A 17,295-nucleotide genomic window follows, 5' to 3' on the forward strand; every position below is an offset into this window, starting at 1 on the left:
ATTAACCAATTAAAAACCGTGTTATCCGTGTAATCCGTGCCTAAATATGATAGTTCACCACAGTACTAGAACGAATTTAATATCTGATTAGCCCGGTTCACGGTTACTGCGGCCGGGATTTCCGGCATACTACCCAAATGGAACGGAGCAAGCATTTTCTCAATTTTCTTTAATCCGGCCTTATTTCCTTTTTTCTCAAATTCCTGACGAAGAATATGGATCTTCTCATGCGCCTGTATTCCTTCAATCAAACGTTCGAAACGGATACAACTGCGAGCTCCCGGATATACAAGATAAGTATCTCCACCTGCCCAGCTACGGAAACGGGAATCGAGCAACGGTTCCAACGGCCAGCTGTTATATGCCCAACGTAGATAGCCATCCAGCTGTTTCTTAGATGAATAATAACTCATCCAAGCTGCTTCTGCAGGCTCAGAGAAAGTAAACGTGTTAGGATGGGCTTCCGTACAGCAAGTATAGTAATTAGTACGTTTGTTCTCGGCAACACGACGAAGACGCACCTCTTCCGGAAAATCCTGTCCGATGACAATACAGTAATCATACAGTTCCGGCTCAATCTCCGCATGATAGTTTCCAGCCAATGAAACTTTAAAATCCGGATCAGCTTTACGAATCACTTTCAACGTCTTCTGCATCACTTCCATCGGACGTTCGTCCATCGCAATGGCACAAATATCAAACCATCCTTTTTCTTTCAGATGCTTGGAGAAAGAGGCAAGCATCGCTCCCCACATTTCTTCATAAGCCGCTTCACCCGGTGCAGTTTTCACGAATTGCAAAGAGTTGGTTGCCTGATCGTAATATTGGAATGACAACTCCCAGGGAACCATTGAGTAACAATTAATCTGTTTATCAATGCCTACACTCATCATAAATTCCACCCAACGGTCGAAGATGGTATAATCAAAAGCCCATGTTCCATCTGCCCGTTTCATCCAGGTGACCATTGTATCAAAATAATCTTCTGTCTGACCATTCCAGGGTTTGTACGTCAAAGTCGCCGTGATAATCTTCTGTCCGGCATCTGCCAACATTTTCATTAAAGGACGCATGGCGTCGAAATGCTCCTGACTCCATAAAGGAACCTGATAATAACGTGCCACTGCATAAGGACTTTGCCATAAATCCAAGTGGTAAGCCCATTCCGAAGGTTGAGGAAGCTCACGGGGAGAAACGGTAATTTCCAGATTCAGGCGTTGCAATAAACGCGAGCCGTCATTGATTAATAACTCCCCTCGGTAAGTTCCGGGAGTAGCCGATTGCGGAATCCAGCACTGTACCCAAACCGGTTGAACAGTACGAGCAGGCAAAGCCATCGTTTTCAGGTTGGTATCAATAGGGTCGGCCACCAATAATGAATCATAATCCACAGATTTCCGGTGTCCGCACGCCCCTCTCCCATCTTTGTTCAATTCATCCGTCATCACATAACGGACAAAACCACCTGTAAATGCATCTTTGGGAAGAACATTTCCCTTTTTATCCTTGAAATCACCAAAGCTGAAATTCAGGTCTTTCAGTTCTACGCCTGTCCACACAACAGCTTGCGCGTTCACCCGTTCGCCACGCCAGCCTTTCAGGGAAACAGTCTGTTGTTTCTTCAACTGCGGGAGTTGATGTTTTGCATACCGGATATCTGTTGTACCCCAAGAGACTTGAGTGGAAGTCACCGCTGCCCACTCTTTATCAGAAGGTGCAGTAGGATCAGGCAACTCCTGATAAGTCAGTAAAGGGAACTTCGGTTGTCCTGTCGGAACACCGCATTGAGTTACTCCTTGCTGGGCAAAAACTGCACCCATGCTAAAAAGACAAGTCAGAGAAAAAATAGTAAGTCGTTTCATGGTTAGTTAATTAAATTAATAAAGGTTATTATATGGGGGAAAAATATTAAATCACATAGGGTCTACATCATAATAAACAATCAAAGATTTATAGCGTTCGTCCGCCAACATCTCGCGCTGGATGCGTAACAGCAATTCCCGCGCACGTCCCATCGGGGCATTCTGCTCAATCTTAACGACGATCTTTTTGATAAACAAAGTCTGGATACGGGCAACAGGAGGTTTGTCCGGACCTAATACCCGATTGCCAAATACTGACCGCAACTTATCCGCCATCACTGCCGCCATCTGATCCAGTAACGCTTCATTATGATTTTTCAGATAAACATATACCAGCCGATAATAGGGAGGATAATGGAACATCTGGCGTTCCGCCAATTGTCCGCCTACCATATCTTCATAATCATTGGCAATGACCTGATGAATGATAGGATGATCGATGCTCTTGGTTTGCAATACCACCCGTCCGCGTTTGTTCTTACGTCCGGCACGTCCCGCTACTTGCGCCATCAACTGAAACGCACGTTCATAGGAACGGAAATCGGGATAATTCAACATGGTATCGGCATTCAATATGCCTACTATACTGACATGATCGAAGTCCAATCCTTTTGAAACCATTTGCGTACCGATCAATATGTCCGTCTTTCCCTGCTCGAAATCTGCAATAATCTTCTCATAGGCGGAGCGGGTACGTGTAGTATCCAAATCCATCCGGGCTACGGCAGCTTCCGGGAAAAGAATTTTGATGTCATCTTCAATCTTTTCCGTACCGAAACCACGGTTCACCAGTTCTGTCCCCTCGCAGGCAGGGCAGGATTTCGGCAGTTGATAGGTATAACCGCAATAGTGACAAGTTAACTGATTGATTCCTTTATGATAAGTAAGACTTACGTCACAATTCTTACACTTGGGCACCCAGCCGCAGGTACGACACTCCACCATCGGGGCAAACCCACGACGGTTCTGAAAGAGAATCACCTGTTCTTTCTGTTCCAAAGCCTCTTTCATATATTGTATCAGGAGCGGTGAGAATTGTCCGACCATCCGTTTTTTGCGATGCAATTCCTTAATATCCACCGGAATAATCTCCGGCAACTGGATTTCTTTATATCGTTCTTTCAGTTGTACGAAACCATATTTTCCCTCTCTTGCATTCTGCCACGACTCGATAGAAGGAGTAGCCGTACCCAACAGAGTCTTAGCTCCGTACATGGCAGCCAGTACAATAGCTGCGCTACGCGCATGATAGCGGGGAGCGGGATCTTGTTGTTTATATGTATTTTCGTGCTCTTCGTCCACAATCACCAATCCCAGATTCCGAAAAGGCAGGAAAATAGAAGAACGAACGCCCAGAATAATATCATATCCGTTCTCTCCCAGTTGCTTCCTCCATATTTCAACCCGTTCGGCATCGGGGAATTTAGAATGATAGATACCCAGACGGGCACCGAAAACCCGTTGCAAACGCTCCGTAATTTGAGTGGTCAATGCAATTTCCGGCAACAAATATAACACCTGCTTTCCCTGGCGAATCGCTTCTTCTATCAGATGGATATAAATTTCAGTCTTACCGCTGGACGTTACCCCATGAAGCAAACAAACGTTTTTCTCCTGAAAAGACTGTACGACTTCATCAAATGCACGTTGTTGAAACTCATTTAAAGGATTTAATTCGACAATCTCCTTCTCCTGCTTGTCCAACCGGCCGATTTCATGGTAGTAGATTTCAAAAATCTTCTTATCCACCAATCCATTCAATACAGAAGGAGCCACATTAGCCCGCTGCAACAGTTCTTTCTTGGAGACTTCTTTCGGAGTTCCCGCTCCTAAAACACCGGAACACTCCACATATTTCATAAGCAACGCCAACTGCTTCGGAGCACGAGACAGGATATCAAACAGGATATGAAGCCGTTTCTCATCCGCTGCACCCGCAAGCCGGACCCGTGCCTCTGTTTTCGGTTTATAAGTACGTCTCAATTCCTCCTTGACGAAAATCGCTTCTTTATCGAGCAGAGACTTGATGACAGCAAGAATATTTTTGATGCCGCTGTCTTTCTCCAGTTTAGTGACGCACTGCTGCGAATCTATGGCAAGTAAGTCCAAAATACGTTGTTCACGTTCCGGCAATGGCGCATCCGCTTCAAAATCAGGATTATATTCAACAATCGTTTCACTCTCCAGTTTCAGTCCGGAGGGAAGTGCCGCTTTATAAACATCGCCTTGTGTACAGAGATAATAGTCGGCTATCCACTCCCAAAATTTGAATTGAGCGGGTAACAAGATGGGAGAAGCATCCAGTAATGCAGATATATCTTTCACTTCGTATTCCGTTGGAGCACAATAATGAACGTTGAGGACGATAGCCGTATAAAACTTCTTCCGCCCGAAAGGAACTACCACACGGCAGCCTATCTTCACATCTTCCGCACATTCATCCGGCAAAGAGTAAGTAAAACTCTTCGGAAGCGGAAGCGGTAATATGACATCTACATACTTTTTCATTGCAGCCACAAAAATACAATAAAAAAACGGGGATTTAAAAGAAGGAAGGGAGAACACTTAAAAAGAAAACTCTACTTCATACGAGAATAGAAGAAAATATATTCGAGAGTGTAACAAGATCATCTCAAACAAAAAAAGAGTTTCCGGTTATCGGAAACTCTTTTTCATATACTATGTAAAGCGACAGACTACTTAAAAAATATAGGCTACAGATACTTGCCAAGTCTTAGTCTTATAAGAAGCATTTGTACCTTCAATATCAGCAGTATCGCCCAATGGGATATTGTAATTAGCCCCCACCTGCAAATGGTTCAGCAATTTCACACCCGCACCCACATTGATACCTACTTCTGCTTTCTTCTTATCAATTCCCGATTTCTTTTCAAAATCGAAATAAAAATCAGGACCTGCAGCCAGATAAATGCCTGCCAGACTTCCCAAGCCAATGGTATATTTCAGGTTCACAGGAATATCAATACCGTTTTGCTTAACAGTAAAATCTTCATTTCCTTCTGAAACTTTGATACCCCGTTGAGCAAAAAGCAAAGATGCATCTACTCCCAACCCTACGATTGGAATATTAAACTCGGCCATCGGACCGATAAAGAAGCCTGTGAAATTATCCTTTTTAAAGTTTTCGCTCACATTAGAGAAACTCGCCTTTGACAAGTTCAAACCTCCCTTTACACCAAAGTGTATCTGCGCCTGAGCAGGCATTGCCATAGCTATACACATAGCAATCATTAAAGCACCAAAAATCTTTTTCATAAATTTACGTGTTTATAATTCGGGACAAAGATATATATTTAGATTAAATAAACACAAATTCTTGGTTGTTTGTTCATTTAAAGACGTCGTTGCCCCTCCTGACGAACTAATAAGAATTTCTTATAAGTTCGATTTTATCCAATTGGTACGGTTATGAAGCAATTGATATTTTAGCAAATAAGTATTAAATTAATCCGATTTTACTTCCTGATTTTCATACAGATTCTTTTCAGCCAACAGGTACAGCAAGTAGTCTGCCCCAAGACGAGTTCTTTTTCCAACTTCCGCAACCGGTCGCATTGTTTCAGCCATTTGACTTGTAAGGTATCATAGAGGATTCCGGCTGCTTTATATCTTGTGATTTCTTTATCTTGTTTGCCTAAGAGTGATAGGTATATTGAACAAAGTTTTGACTTATCTATGCAATATCGTTCCAGTTTTTCGATATACATCAAGGTAGCTCCTTTTTCATTTCGACTCATAAACTCCTGAACACTGTCATCACTGATGATGTCGATGCCCGGCCTTTCGTAGTCCACAGTGATTTCTCGCATTTCTACCAAGACCCAGAGATATTCTGTCTCGAATCCGTACTTTGCAGCTGCCTCTTCTATACTAATCCATTGTGCCATAGCGTTTGTTTTTTCATGTGTGATACAAATAAGGGATGAATAATATTTTATTCATATATATTAGTACAACGAGCATCCACGCTTTTTGCAGTCCGCCGGGTGGGGATTGGCTAGGTTAAAATTGGGGCAATTTATAACCGGCCGAATACAAGAAAGACGCAGATGCTGCCGTACCATTATCCGATCTTAAGGCTAGCAACACCCTCACAAAAGATAATGATAACAGCAGACACCCACGTCAATCGTTTATATATAACACATCTCTTACGAATATGTTGATATACATCCGTTCACGTGGAGTATCTGCCGTATCATCTCTCTTTGTTTGGATTGGCTATTTCTAAGATCGAGAGATAATACGCTTTTACTCCAATAAGGAAATAAAACCGCTTTCTGCCTATTCCATCACGCTGATGGGCTGAAAGCGTACGGCAAAGATATATGTTTTTTTTGAAATGCAGTCGAAATATGGAAATAAATACTGGAAGTTATGTATTAAAATGAATCTGACAAAAGACGACTCTACTTCTCGTTCTTGATTATGGAACTTTCTCACAAATAAAAGTTGTAGTTGTTTTTACTCTCACACCCTCACCCATTGGTTCAATCCCTTTATTCATCAGCATTACAGGTGTGAGAGTAAAGGTGAGGGTAGAAGTTACCCTCACACTACCCTCACGTTGCAAATGGCTTATCCATTAGGAAAGTTCCAGTTTCCAATAGTACGAATAAAAGTTTCATGTAATGATACTAATAGTTTCCCGGTGAGAGACTATAGTTTCCCCGTAAGGAAACTACATTTTCCCCGTAGGGAAACCATTGTTCCCCCATAGGGGAAACTTTAGTTTCAAGCCTGCGAACAGATTGTTTCACACCTCTAAACAAATTGTTTCAAGCCTCTAAACAAATTCAAGCTGCCACTGACCGGAAATTAGCCAACCAGTAATCACGGGAAAAACACAACTTACCCGACAACTGAAATCAGGATGAGCCCCACACAGCGTATGCGACTAGAAAGACGTATTCTTACTACTCTATGAGAACAAATCATTCAACGCTTCGCTCATGCTGGGATGAGTAAAGATGAAATCACGCAGGAAAGTATAATCCTGACCTGTTTTCATTGCCATGGCAACTATATTAATGACCTCGCTGGCATCAGGCGCAAACAGCATACAACCTACTATTTTTCCCGTATTCTTATCAATGACAGCTTTCAGCAGACCGTCCGTCTCTCCCAATGTCTTTGCTCTCGGTATCGCCATAACAGGCAATTTCTTGATAATCACATCCAAATTCTGCTTACGAGCCTCATCCTCATTCAATCCGATACGTGCCAATGGAGGATCAATAAATACGGAATAAGCAACCGGATTACGGTCACTTGTTTTCCGCTCCTTATCTCCAAACAAATCTTCGCGGATAATCCGATAATCATCCAATGAAATATAAGTGAACTGCAAACCACCTTTCACATCACCCACGGCACGTATATTCGGATTAGTTGTCTTCAGATATTCATCCACAATGATCGCTCCACGTGCGTCCGTCTCCACTCCGGCAACTTTCAGATTCAGATCTTTCGTGTTCGGCCTGCGTCCTGTAGCCAACAATACGGCATCAGCTTCAAGTTCGAACACCTCATCAGTTTGTGAATCAGAGAAAACAACGACAGCCCTATTTTCAACATGCTTCACAGATTGTACCTTCGCGTTCATCCGAAAAACAATGCCTTTTTTCTCCAATGTTTCTTTTACACTTGCAGCAATATCCCGATCCTCACGGACAATCAGCTCCGGATAACTTTCGAGTACCGTCACTTGTGAACCGAACGAAGCATACATAGACGCAAACTCCAAACCAATATAACCGCCGCCAACAATAACCAGCCGACGGGGAAGATCGGTCAATTCCATGATTGAAGTACTGGTATAAACCAAAGAATTGTCCGCAACTCCTTCAATAGGCGGAATTATTGTTTCCGCTCCGGTGTTGATAATTATTTGCTTTGATGTCAACCATATTTCTTCAGTAGATGTACGGACAGAAACCACATCGGCAGATACAAAAGAACCTACACCTGTATAAACTGTTACATTAGGATGATCCGCCAGATTATGGTAATTCTTGCCTCTCAACGCACTTGTCACAGACTCCTTCACAGCAATAGCATTGCGATAAAACGCACTTCTTTCTTCAAATGTGGAGTCTTCCATACCGGAAGCAATTTTAGCCTGATGAACCAACGTCTTTGTCGGAATACAGCCGATATTGATACACGTTCCTCCATACATTTTATCAGAACGTTCAACAATGGCGACTTTCCGCCCACGTTTTGCAAACTCTGCCGCAAGGGTCTTTCCTCCCTTACCGAAACCGATAATAATAACATCAAATGCATTCATATCTATATAACTTTTAATGGGTTCAAGACTTGCTTATCAGGTTAACAACGAATGATATTGCAAAGTTCGTCGCTTTCGAAGTAATAAACAATAACCATTTCGCCGGATAAATTAGCAATTATTCCCATATAAGGTCAAAGTAATAAATAATCAAAAATCGCCGGAACAGATCAATGATCTGCCCGGCGATTTCTCATCTTAAACCAATCTCCACTTACTATATATCAATCAACGATTCGGGTGAATGTCCAACTTCACCGGTTTAATCATATTCTCCGGTTTTAAGATAGTATCCAAGTCTTCTTTGGAAAGAATGTTATGCTCCAAAACAAGTTCATAAACTCCCTTCCCGGTTTCCAATGCTTCTTTGGCTATTTTGGTAGAGTTCTTATATCCGATCACCGGATTCAGGGCTGTCACTACTCCGATACTGTTATGCACATCTCTCCTGCATTTTTCTTCATTAGCCGTAATGCCGTCGATGCATAACGTGCGCAAAGTGTCGAAACCATTCATCAACAGATCGGCAGACTCGAAACAGCATTGTGCCATTACCGGCTCCATTGCATTCAGTTCCATTTGAGCCGCTTCACCGCTCATGGCTACGCAGAGGTCGTTTCCTATTACTTTATAGGCTATCTGATTCATGACTTCGGGAATAACCGGATTCACTTTTCCCGGCATGATGGAAGAGCCCGGCTGCATTGCCGGCAGATTGATTTCCCCCAATCCGCAACGCGGACCGGAAGCCAGCAACCGCAAGTCATTACATATTTTATTCATTTTAACAGCAACACGCCTCATCGCTCCCGAATAGCCTACCATGCAGGAAGTGTCCGAAGTGGCTCCTACCAAATCGTCTGCAAGTTTGATATCCAATCCCGTAATCTTGCGCAAAGCGGCAATGCACTTCTCCGCATATTCCGGTTCGGCGGTGATTCCTGTTCCGATGGCCGTTGCTCCCATATTGACTGCCAGAAAATCCTGTGCGGCGAAATCGAGATTCTTCACTTCATGCGACAGAATACTTGCAAAGCCATTAAAGGTTTGCCCAAGCGTCATCGGTACGGCATCTTCCAGTTGGGTACGCCCCATTTTGATGATATGCGCAAACTCATTCGCTTTCTTCCGGAAAGACTCGATCAGAACCTCCAAATGCTTAACCAACTTCAAATGAGTATAATACAGTCCAATGTGGATGGCAGTAGGATAAGCATCGTTGGTCGATTGCGAACGGTTGACATGATCGTTGGGTGAACAGTATTGATACTCTCCCCGCTGATGTCCCATCAGTTCCAATGCCCGGTTGGCAATCACTTCATTGGCATTCATGTTAGTGGTCGTACCGGCTCCTCCCTGAATCATGTCTACGGGGAATTGCTCGTGATGCTTTCCTTCAAGTATTTCTTTACAGGCTCTCAAGATAGCATCCGCTTGTTCTTCTGTTAATAAGTCCAGTTCACGGTTGGCAACGGCGGCTCCCATCTTGGTAATAGCCAATGCCTGAATGAACAAAGGATATTCATTCAAATGAAACTTGCTGATGCGAAAGTTTTCGATACCACGGAGTGTCTGTACTCCATAGAGTGCACTTTCCGGCACTTCACGACTACCTATCAGGTCACTCTCTGTACGAGTTTTTTTTGATAAATTCTGTTCCATATCGGTTGTTTTATAGTAATAACGTTTTCGTTAGTTCTTATAATAACCAATGAACTTTGTTATTGTTTTAATAAATATGCAAAAACTATTCAAAGACTTTTTTGTTGTAAATACAAGAAAAAGAAAATACAAAGAGAGAAATCACTTATCTTTGTTTGGAACTTAAAACAGCAATCTATGATATTACAATTAGCATTTGTTCTGACAGCCATTATTATTGGCGCGCGCCTGGGAGGTATCGGACTTGGCGTAATGGGAGGCGTAGGGTTGGCTATACTTACGTTCGTTTTTGGTTTACAACCCACTGCGCCTCCTATCGACGTTATGTTAATGATTGCCGCTGTAATTTCGGCCGCTTCCTGTATGCAGGCAGCCGGAGGTCTGGACTATATGGTGAAACTGGCAGAACATTTGCTTCGTAAAAATCCTTCACACGTCACTCTGCTTAGTCCGCTGGTGACTTACCTCTTTACTTTTGTAGCCGGAACCGGGCACGTGGCCTATTCCGTACTGCCGGTGATCGCAGAGGTTGCCACCGAAACAAAGATACGCCCGGAACGTCCGTTGGGGATTGCCGTCATCGCTTCCCAGCAGGCCATTACGGCAAGTCCGATCTCTGCCGCTACCGTGGCACTTCTCGGACTTTTAGCCGGATTCGACATTACCCTGTTCGACATTCTCAAGATTACGATTCCCGCCACCATCGTCGGAGTTTTGGTAGGCGCCTTGTTTTCCATGAGAGTCGGCAAGGAACTGGTGGAAGATCCCGAATATCAGAAAAGATTGAAAGAAGGTTTATTCAACAATAAAAAGGTGGAGATTAAAGATGTCAAGAACAAACGTTCGGCAATGATTTCCGTCATCATCTTTATATTGGCAACTGCTTTTATCGTGCTTTTCGGTTCTTTTGAAGGAATGCGCCCCAGTTTCCTGATTGACGGGGAAATAGTCACCTTGGGAATGTCTTCCATCATCGAAATCGTGATGTTGTCGGCTGCCGCAATTATCCTGTTAGTAACGAAGACGGACGGGATTAAGGCAACGCAAGGTTCCGTATTCCCGGCAGGTATGCAGGCGGTGATTGCCATCTTCGGTATTGCTTGGATGGGAGATACTTTTCTTCAGGGAAATATGGGACAGCTGACGCTCTCTATCCAGGGGATCGTACAACAAATGCCGTGGCTGTTCGGTGTCGCCCTGTTTGTGATGTCTATTCTGCTGTATAGTCAGGCCGCCACCGTACGGGCACTCGTTCCTCTGGGTATCGCGTTGGGAATTTCTCCTTATATGCTGATCGCTTTATTCCCTGCCGTGAACGGATATTTCTTTATTCCGAATTATCCTACCGTGGTGGCTGCGATTAATTTCGACCGTACCGGGACAACAAAAATCGGCAAATATGTGTTGAACCATTCATTTATGATGCCCGGTCTGATATCGACCGTTGTGGCAATCGCACTAGGTTTGCTCTTTATACAAATATTCTAATAGATTCATATTATTAACCTAAACATCATTCAGTTATGAAACAATTCAAAAGCTTTGGACTGGTAGTAGTCACACTACTGTTTTCCGTAACTATGGCATTCGCCGCAAAACCGAATATTCATATTCTTGCAACGGGAGGAACCATCGCAGGTACGGGAAGCTCGGCTACCGGAACCAGTTATACGGCAGGACAGGTTGCCATCGGCACGCTGCTCGATGCTGTGCCCGAAATTAAAGACATCGCCAACGTAACGGGAGAGCAGATCGTTAAAATCGGCTCGCAGGACATGAACGACCAGGTTTGGCTGACGCTTGCCAAGAAAATCAACGAACTACTGAAACGCCCGGACATTGACGGTATCGTGATTACTCACGGAACAGACACCATGGAGGAAACTGCTTACTTCCTGAATCTGACTGTCAAGAGCAACAAACCGGTGGTATTAGTAGGTGCCATGCGTCCGTCTACCGCTCTAAGTGCCGACGGCCCGTTGAACCTTTACAATGCCGTTGTTACCGCAGCCGCAAAAGAATCGAAAGACAAAGGGGTATTGGTTGCCATGAACGGCCTTATCCTCGGAGCGCAAAGTACGGTTAAAATGAACACTGTCGATGTGCAAACTTTCCAAGCCCCCAACTCCGGCGCACTGGGTTATGTACTGAACGGAAAAGTGTTCTATAATCAAGTAACGCTAAAGAAACATACTACCCAGTCCGTTTTTGATGTCACGCATCTGAACGCGCTTCCCAAAGTAGGTATCGTGTACAGTTATTCCAACATTGAAGCCGATATGGTGACTCCGATGCTTAGCAACGGTTACAAAGGAATTATCCACGCAGGAGTAGGAAACGGAAATATTCACCAGAACATCTTCCCGGTATTGACGGATGCCCGCCAAAAAGGTATTCTTGTCGTTCGTTCTTCCCGTGTCCCGACCGGACCTACCACACTGGATGCAGAGGTGGACGACGCCAAATATCAGTTTGTGGCTTCGCAGGAACTGAACCCGCAGAAATCTCGTGTTTTGTTAATGCTTGCACTAACAAAAACTACAGACTGGAAACAGATTCAGCAATATTTCAACGAATACTAAAAACCGGACTTACTTATGAAAAAATGGATATTCATGCTGCTTCTGGCGGGCAGCATACAGGGAGTATATGCTCAAAAAACAGAGAAAAAGGAGAAATTCAATCCGAACACTCCCCTGTTTGAAGAGCTGACAGACGTGAAAAAGAAAACAGATAAATTCAATCTTTATCTGAATATGCAAGGGAGCTTTGACGCTCATTTCCAGAATGGTTTTCAAGAGGGTGACTTTAATATGCACCAACTCCGTATCGAAGCGAAAGGAAATATCAACAACTGGTTGTCTTACCGCTATCGTCAGCGCCTCAACCGCTCGAACGATGCAAACGGCATGATTGATAATCTCCCGACTTCTATCGACTATGCCGGAATCGGTATCAAGCTGAATGACCAGTTTAGTCTTTTTGCAGGAAAGCAATGTGCCGCATACGGTGGTATCGAGTTCGACCTGAATCCGATCGACATCTATCAATACAGCGATATGATTGATTACATGAGCAACTTCATGACCGGATTGAATGTGGGTTATAACATTACTCCCGAACAGCAGCTTAACCTGCAGATATTGAACAGCCGTAACAGTTCTTTCGACAGCACTTACGGGATTACAGAGGATGCCGAAGGCAATCTCCCCGATCTGAAATCGGGCAAAATGCCACTGGTTTATACATTGAACTGGAACGGTAATTTCAATAATGTATTTAAAACCCGTTGGTCGGCTTCTGTTATGAACGAGGCCAAAAGTCACAATATGTATTATTATGCTTTAGGTAACGAGTTGAATCTTGGAAAATGGAATGCTTTTGTCGATTTCATGTATTCAAAAGAGGATATTGACCGCAAAGGAATCATTACCAGTATCGTAGGTCGTCCGGGCGGACATAATGCTTTTGATGCGAACTATCTTTCGGTTGTTGCCAAATGTAATTACCGCTTTCTTCCGAAATGGAATGTTTTTGTGAAGGGTATGTACGAAACGGCTTCTGTAGGCAAGGCATCCGAAGGTATAGAAAAGGGCAATTACCGTACTTCCTGGGGATATCTGGGCGGTATCGAATATTACCCGATGGAAACTAATCTGCACTTCTTTGTTACCTACGTGGGACGTTCGTATGATTTTACTTCCCGCGCCAAAGTGCTGGGACAGGAGAATTACAGTACTAACCGTATTTCTGTGGGATTTATCTGGCAGATGCCTGTATTCTAGTTCTAAAGCCAGAAACCGTAGCTGACAATATAAGAATACCCGATAGCCTTCTTGCAAAGGTTATCGGGTATTTTTATATGTTCGGTCTTAAATCAATACTCTTCCTCGTTAAAGAAAAAATCCTCCTTACTAGGATAATCCGGCCAAATATCTTCGATACTCTCATAGATTTCGCCCTCATCTTCCATCTCTTGGAGATTCTCAATAACTTCAAGAGGAGCACCCGAACGCATGGCATAATCAATCAATTCATCCTTGGTTGCCGGCCAGGGAGCATCTTCAAGTTTTGATGCTAGTTCCAATGTCCAATACATAATCTTGAGTATTTAAAATGAATACTAAATTTGTCTCGTTTTCTATTTTTCGGCAAAAGTATAACAAAATCTATCATTTCCAACTATTATCCCAAAATATTTCATTATTTTGTTCATCAAAATTAATTTTTCGGGATAATACAAACAAATAATCTGATAATCTGTTGACAAATGCTAATACTTCAGGAGAAATTGTACAAGTTTCGGACAAAGCCAGAATACGTCTTTCGGCTCTCCGGCAAATAGTACGGCAAACATGACAAACAGCTGCTCCACGACTTCCTCCGGGAATAATAAAAGCACAAAGCTCCGGAAGTTGTTCGTCCAGCTTATCAATCTCCCGCTCAATATTCTCCACGTTTTCGGGAGTTATGATGCTGGCAGCCTTCAGTTGCGTTTTTTCCTGGTCGGTGGCCAGGTGTGAACCGATGGCAAATAGCTTATGCTGAATGCTCAAGATGAAATCACGGTCTGATTCATCCTGCAGATAGGTGTTCAACCATCCCAGATGAGAATTTAATTCATCTACAGTTCCGTAAGCTTCCAAACGGATATGGGTCTTCGGGACGCGGCTTCCACCAACAAGACTGGTAGTTCCTTTATCTCCGGTCTTTGTATATACAAGGCTCTTTTTCATGATCTTCTTTTTTACAGTTACTATAAGGTAAACGTACAAAGGTTCTTAGAAGTTGACAATATACTGCTGTTTTATCTTCGTTTTATCAAAAAATAATAAACCAAGGTCGTAGAGGTCAAAAGTGATGCCCACTCTTTCATCGGTCTGCAGCTTTTTCCAAAGTGTTTTCATCCCTTTGGAATAACAAATGCCATGAACAACAAATACACTTTTAGGAGTAGTGCGATGTGCGCAGATCCGGAAGACTTCTTCCAGTAAGTCGGGATTCCGGTAATCATTCAGATACAGAAAGTCGACTGAAGTGTCTGCATCCAGAAACAGTTCCGACAAGTCGGATGCAAAAAGGTAGGAAGCCGACGGTTTAGCGGATTGTAAGTAGAGGGTTGTAGAGGACGGACGCCCAACCTCTATGATTGTATCAGGCTGTACTCTGTTCACCAACCGGAACAGGAAACGGTTCACTTTTTGAGAACCTTTCGTCCACCCACGCTCTCTCATCATCTTTTGCTGTTCTTTTTTCAAAGAAGAATAGGCATAGTAAGGCATCTTCTCATAAATCACATCGGTAATCAGACTAAAAGCAAAAGGGGAATGTACGCCATATCCGCAACGATAACGAAAGCGGGAAAGCCAGATAAAAGGTCTTTTTATACAGAGTAGAAGATTCATAAAACAATCATTCGTATTTTTATTCTCCCGACAAAGATATATTTTTTTATTGAAAAAGGGTCGGTTCCCATCAAGAACCGACCCTCATACTCATTTATTCCAAGTTACTACTGTAGTCTGAATGATACCGGTACAGTAAATTTCACTCGAACTTTCTTACCATTTTGCACTCCGGGAGTCCATTTCGGCATAGAACTTATCACGCGGATAGCTTCTTTATCCAAATAAGGATCAACCCCTCGCACAACTTCAGGATTGGAAATCGTTCCGTCTTTGTCTACAACAAACTGAACAATGACTTTTCCTTGTGAACCTGTTTCCTGCGAAATCGTCGGATATTTGATATTACTACTTAAGTATTTCATTAAAGCAGCTGTACCTCCAATAAACTCCGGCATGACTTCAACACTTACGTGAATAATGTCTTCAACTACCGTTTCTGTTTCTACCACTGGGGGTATCCAAATAACGTCACGAACTGCATTCATATCCTCTGACACTGTAGAAACGTTATCCGTCACCTCCATATTGTTTTCCACTATTTCGAACAATTCTGTTACCTTAGTTTCGGGAGGAGGAGGCGGTTCCAGTTTCTCGTCTGGGAATGTGATTGGAACTAGCTCTGTTACAAAGATGGATTCATCATCTGGTGATAGTGCTGCAACTCTGACATCATGTTGTGTCCATTCGAACGAAACGAACATGAAGGCTAGCGCAACAACCAAACCCATCAACAACCAAGAACCCCGTTGATTCTCAATTGCAGCCTTTTTTGATTTCTTGGCTTCCATAAAAAATGTGTTTAAGTAATTAATAATAGAAAATATATAGTATATATACTACTTTTCGTTTTTCCTCTTAAGCATTACTTAAAGTGCTCTCTCGCTGCAATAAATATAATCTTTTTATGGATAGGTTGTTACGACGTCTCTTGTTTATTTTATTCTTTTTTCTTCTTTTGGATAAAATTTATGAATAATTCGTTTGAGGTTATCAGGATTCGGACAAATACATTGAAGTCCAGCAGGGTTGCTTTTATGGTATTCTGAAGCAAGTATGTTCGATGAGGCTGTATCGCGCAGCTCTGGTAGCTATTACAGGAAAAGCAATGCTCTTCAATCCCAGAACGGACAATACATTCAAGCTCTTTTTAATAATACTGTTAATGGATTTCTCTACTGTAAATTCGTCCTTTTGAGACCAGTCTATCGTAATTGCATAGGATAGATGCAGAAACTCCTCCACCCATTGAAAGATAAGCGTCGTCAGCACTAACAATAACATCCGTCACTGCCGAAGTAATATCTCCGAATTTGATTATCAATCTTGACTTACCAAACTGGCAGGCTTTATCTATCTCATGCTTTTATAGAAGATATATGTGTTGACAAAGCATTTCTCAATATGCATTAATTATAAAAAAATAGCCCACAATTAGATAGATATAACTACCGCTACTTTTTTGCTTGTAGTTCCTCTTTAACTTCATATTCTTCATTATCTCATAAAAAATCGCTCCACCTAAGTTGAATATATGTTTTCACCTTAAATGGAGAACATACATCCAACTTTAGTAGAACGAAAACTAAAATGTAGATTAAATAAATATTTATGAAAGGACAGGAAATAAACATAGCCTCATAACAGACAATCTTTTATAATCATCCATATGATAGGTTTAGCTTAAATTCACAGTACTTATTGTGCTTTTTTCTTTTTCTTCGCGTTATCCTTCTTACGCATATCCTGATACTTCTTATATTGTTCATCGGTCAGAATGCTTTTTTATTTTAGCATCGACTTCCTTCTTTTTCTTTTGCATTTCTTCTCGTGAAGGTTTTTCATCCGATTTATTTTTTGCAGGTCTCATCTCTTCCATTGCAGCTTTAAAATCTTTGGCCTGCTTTTCATTCAGTCCCAAATCAGTAACCATTTGTTCCTATGCGTTTCTCTCTATCAGCTTTTCCTTTCTGACGATTTTGAGCCATACATACAGTTGAGCCAATCAATAGTGCAACTGCCAAACTTAAAATTTGCTTTCTCATAATTCTAA

14 protein-coding genes and 1 pseudogene are annotated in these 17,295 nt (G+C 42.5%); 3 read left to right on the forward strand and 12 right to left on the reverse strand.

The features are described from left to right. Positions 1-65: 65 nt before the first annotated feature. The 6 genes from NXX38_RS03555 to aspA form a co-directional block, all read right to left on the reverse strand. The gene (locus NXX38_RS03555; RefSeq protein ID WP_148365530.1) at positions 66-1,862 is read right to left on the reverse strand and encodes a DUF4091 domain-containing protein; all 1,797 of its coding nucleotides are present in this window, start codon (positions 1,860-1,862) and stop codon (positions 66-68) included. Positions 1,863-1,913: 51 nt separating this feature from the next. Further along, complete coding sequence (gene priA / locus NXX38_RS03560; RefSeq protein WP_258978609.1) at positions 1,914-4,370, reverse strand: primosomal protein N'; 2,457 nt, start codon at positions 4,368-4,370, stop codon at positions 1,914-1,916. Between the two features lie 192 nt (positions 4,371-4,562). Beyond that, a complete protein-coding gene (locus NXX38_RS03565; RefSeq protein WP_148365532.1) occupies positions 4,563-5,138 on the reverse strand; it encodes a porin family protein in 576 nt (191 codons plus the stop codon). A gap of 200 nt (positions 5,139-5,338) precedes the next feature. After that, entirely contained in the window at positions 5,339-5,770 is a 432-nt protein-coding gene (locus NXX38_RS03570; RefSeq protein ID WP_148365533.1) for a hypothetical protein, read from the reverse strand. A gap of 1,034 nt (positions 5,771-6,804) precedes the next feature. Further along, a complete protein-coding gene (locus NXX38_RS03575; protein WP_258978610.1) occupies positions 6,805-8,175 on the reverse strand; it encodes an FAD-dependent oxidoreductase in 1,371 nt (456 codons plus the stop codon). A 228-nt stretch (positions 8,176-8,403) separates the two neighbouring features. Further along, positions 8,404-9,837, reverse strand: coding sequence for an aspartate ammonia-lyase (aspA, locus tag NXX38_RS03580; protein ID WP_148365535.1), 1,434 nt, complete (start codon positions 9,835-9,837; stop codon positions 8,404-8,406). A 177-nt stretch (positions 9,838-10,014) separates the two neighbouring features. Between aspA and NXX38_RS03585 the strand changes: the two genes are divergently transcribed. From NXX38_RS03585 to NXX38_RS03595, 3 genes are read left to right on the forward strand one after another with little or no spacing between them, the layout of a single operon-like run. Beyond that, entirely contained in the window at positions 10,015-11,325 is a 1,311-nt protein-coding gene (locus NXX38_RS03585; protein WP_148365536.1) for an anaerobic C4-dicarboxylate transporter family protein, read from the forward strand. A gap of 35 nt (positions 11,326-11,360) precedes the next feature. Continuing rightward, entirely contained in the window at positions 11,361-12,419 is a 1,059-nt protein-coding gene (gene ansB, locus NXX38_RS03590; RefSeq protein ID WP_148365537.1) for an L-asparaginase 2, read from the forward strand. Positions 12,420-12,434: 15 nt separating this feature from the next. Next, on the forward strand, positions 12,435-13,622 hold the full coding sequence (locus NXX38_RS03595) for a porin (RefSeq protein WP_148365538.1): 1,188 nt from the start codon (positions 12,435-12,437) through the stop codon (positions 13,620-13,622). Between the two features lie 92 nt (positions 13,623-13,714). Here NXX38_RS03595 and NXX38_RS03600 read toward each other — a convergent pair whose 3' ends face one another. The 6 genes and pseudogenes from NXX38_RS03600 to NXX38_RS03625 form a co-directional block, all read right to left on the reverse strand. After that, the gene (locus NXX38_RS03600) at positions 13,715-13,936 is read right to left on the reverse strand and encodes a DUF2795 domain-containing protein (RefSeq protein ID WP_002558131.1); all 222 of its coding nucleotides are present in this window, start codon (positions 13,934-13,936) and stop codon (positions 13,715-13,717) included. Between the two features lie 73 nt (positions 13,937-14,009). Further along, complete coding sequence (locus NXX38_RS03605; protein WP_004302366.1) at positions 14,010-14,573, reverse strand: cob(I)yrinic acid a,c-diamide adenosyltransferase; 564 nt, start codon at positions 14,571-14,573, stop codon at positions 14,010-14,012. Between the two features lie 45 nt (positions 14,574-14,618). After that, entirely contained in the window at positions 14,619-15,242 is a 624-nt protein-coding gene (locus NXX38_RS03610) for a hypothetical protein (protein ID WP_258978611.1), read from the reverse strand. A 107-nt stretch (positions 15,243-15,349) separates the two neighbouring features. Continuing rightward, positions 15,350-16,033, reverse strand: a complete 684-nt coding sequence (locus tag NXX38_RS03615; RefSeq protein ID WP_008997801.1) for an energy transducer TonB — start codon at positions 16,031-16,033, stop codon at positions 15,350-15,352. A 244-nt stretch (positions 16,034-16,277) separates the two neighbouring features. Then, positions 16,278-16,526, reverse strand: a complete 249-nt coding sequence (locus NXX38_RS03620; protein WP_229128672.1) for a hypothetical protein — start codon at positions 16,524-16,526, stop codon at positions 16,278-16,280. A gap of 414 nt (positions 16,527-16,940) precedes the next feature. After that, positions 16,941-17,287: pseudogene (locus NXX38_RS03625) on the reverse strand (hypothetical protein). Positions 17,288-17,295 lie beyond the last annotated feature (8 nt).

It is taken from the genome of Bacteroides sp. BFG-637, assembly GCF_024793605.1.
Taxonomy (GTDB): Bacteria; Bacteroidota; Bacteroidia; order Bacteroidales; family Bacteroidaceae; genus Bacteroides; species Bacteroides vicugnae.

Bases quoted from the DNA above. Each gene is read 5' to 3' on its own strand.
- NXX38_RS03595 (WP_148365538.1), top strand. From the start codon at position 12,435: ATGAAAAAATGGATATTCATGCTGCTTCTGGCGGGCAGCATACAGGGA.
- NXX38_RS03600 (WP_002558131.1), bottom strand. From the start codon at position 13,936: ATGTATTGGACATTGGAACTAGCATCAAAACTTGAAGATGCTCCCTGG.
- aspA (WP_148365535.1), bottom strand. From the start codon at position 9,837: ATGGAACAGAATTTATCAAAAAAAACTCGTACAGAGAGTGACCTGATA.
- NXX38_RS03575 (WP_258978610.1), bottom strand. From the start codon at position 8,175: ATGAATGCATTTGATGTTATTATTATCGGTTTCGGTAAGGGAGGAAAG.
- NXX38_RS03620 (WP_229128672.1), bottom strand. From the start codon at position 16,526: ATGTTATTGTTAGTGCTGACGACGCTTATCTTTCAATGGGTGGAGGAG.
- NXX38_RS03555 (WP_148365530.1), bottom strand. From the start codon at position 1,862: ATGAAACGACTTACTATTTTTTCTCTGACTTGTCTTTTTAGCATGGGT.
- ansB (WP_148365537.1), top strand. From the start codon at position 11,361: ATGAAACAATTCAAAAGCTTTGGACTGGTAGTAGTCACACTACTGTTT.
- NXX38_RS03565 (WP_148365532.1), bottom strand. From the start codon at position 5,138: ATGAAAAAGATTTTTGGTGCTTTAATGATTGCTATGTGTATAGCTATG.
- priA (WP_258978609.1), bottom strand. From the start codon at position 4,370: ATGAAAAAGTATGTAGATGTCATATTACCGCTTCCGCTTCCGAAGAGT.
- NXX38_RS03615 (WP_008997801.1), bottom strand. From the start codon at position 16,033: ATGGAAGCCAAGAAATCAAAAAAGGCTGCAATTGAGAATCAACGGGGT.
- NXX38_RS03605 (WP_004302366.1), bottom strand. From the start codon at position 14,573: ATGAAAAAGAGCCTTGTATATACAAAGACCGGAGATAAAGGAACTACC.
- NXX38_RS03570 (WP_148365533.1), bottom strand. From the start codon at position 5,770: ATGGCACAATGGATTAGTATAGAAGAGGCAGCTGCAAAGTACGGATTC.
- NXX38_RS03610 (WP_258978611.1), bottom strand. From the start codon at position 15,242: ATGAATCTTCTACTCTGTATAAAAAGACCTTTTATCTGGCTTTCCCGC.
- NXX38_RS03585 (WP_148365536.1), top strand. From the start codon at position 10,015: ATGATATTACAATTAGCATTTGTTCTGACAGCCATTATTATTGGCGCG.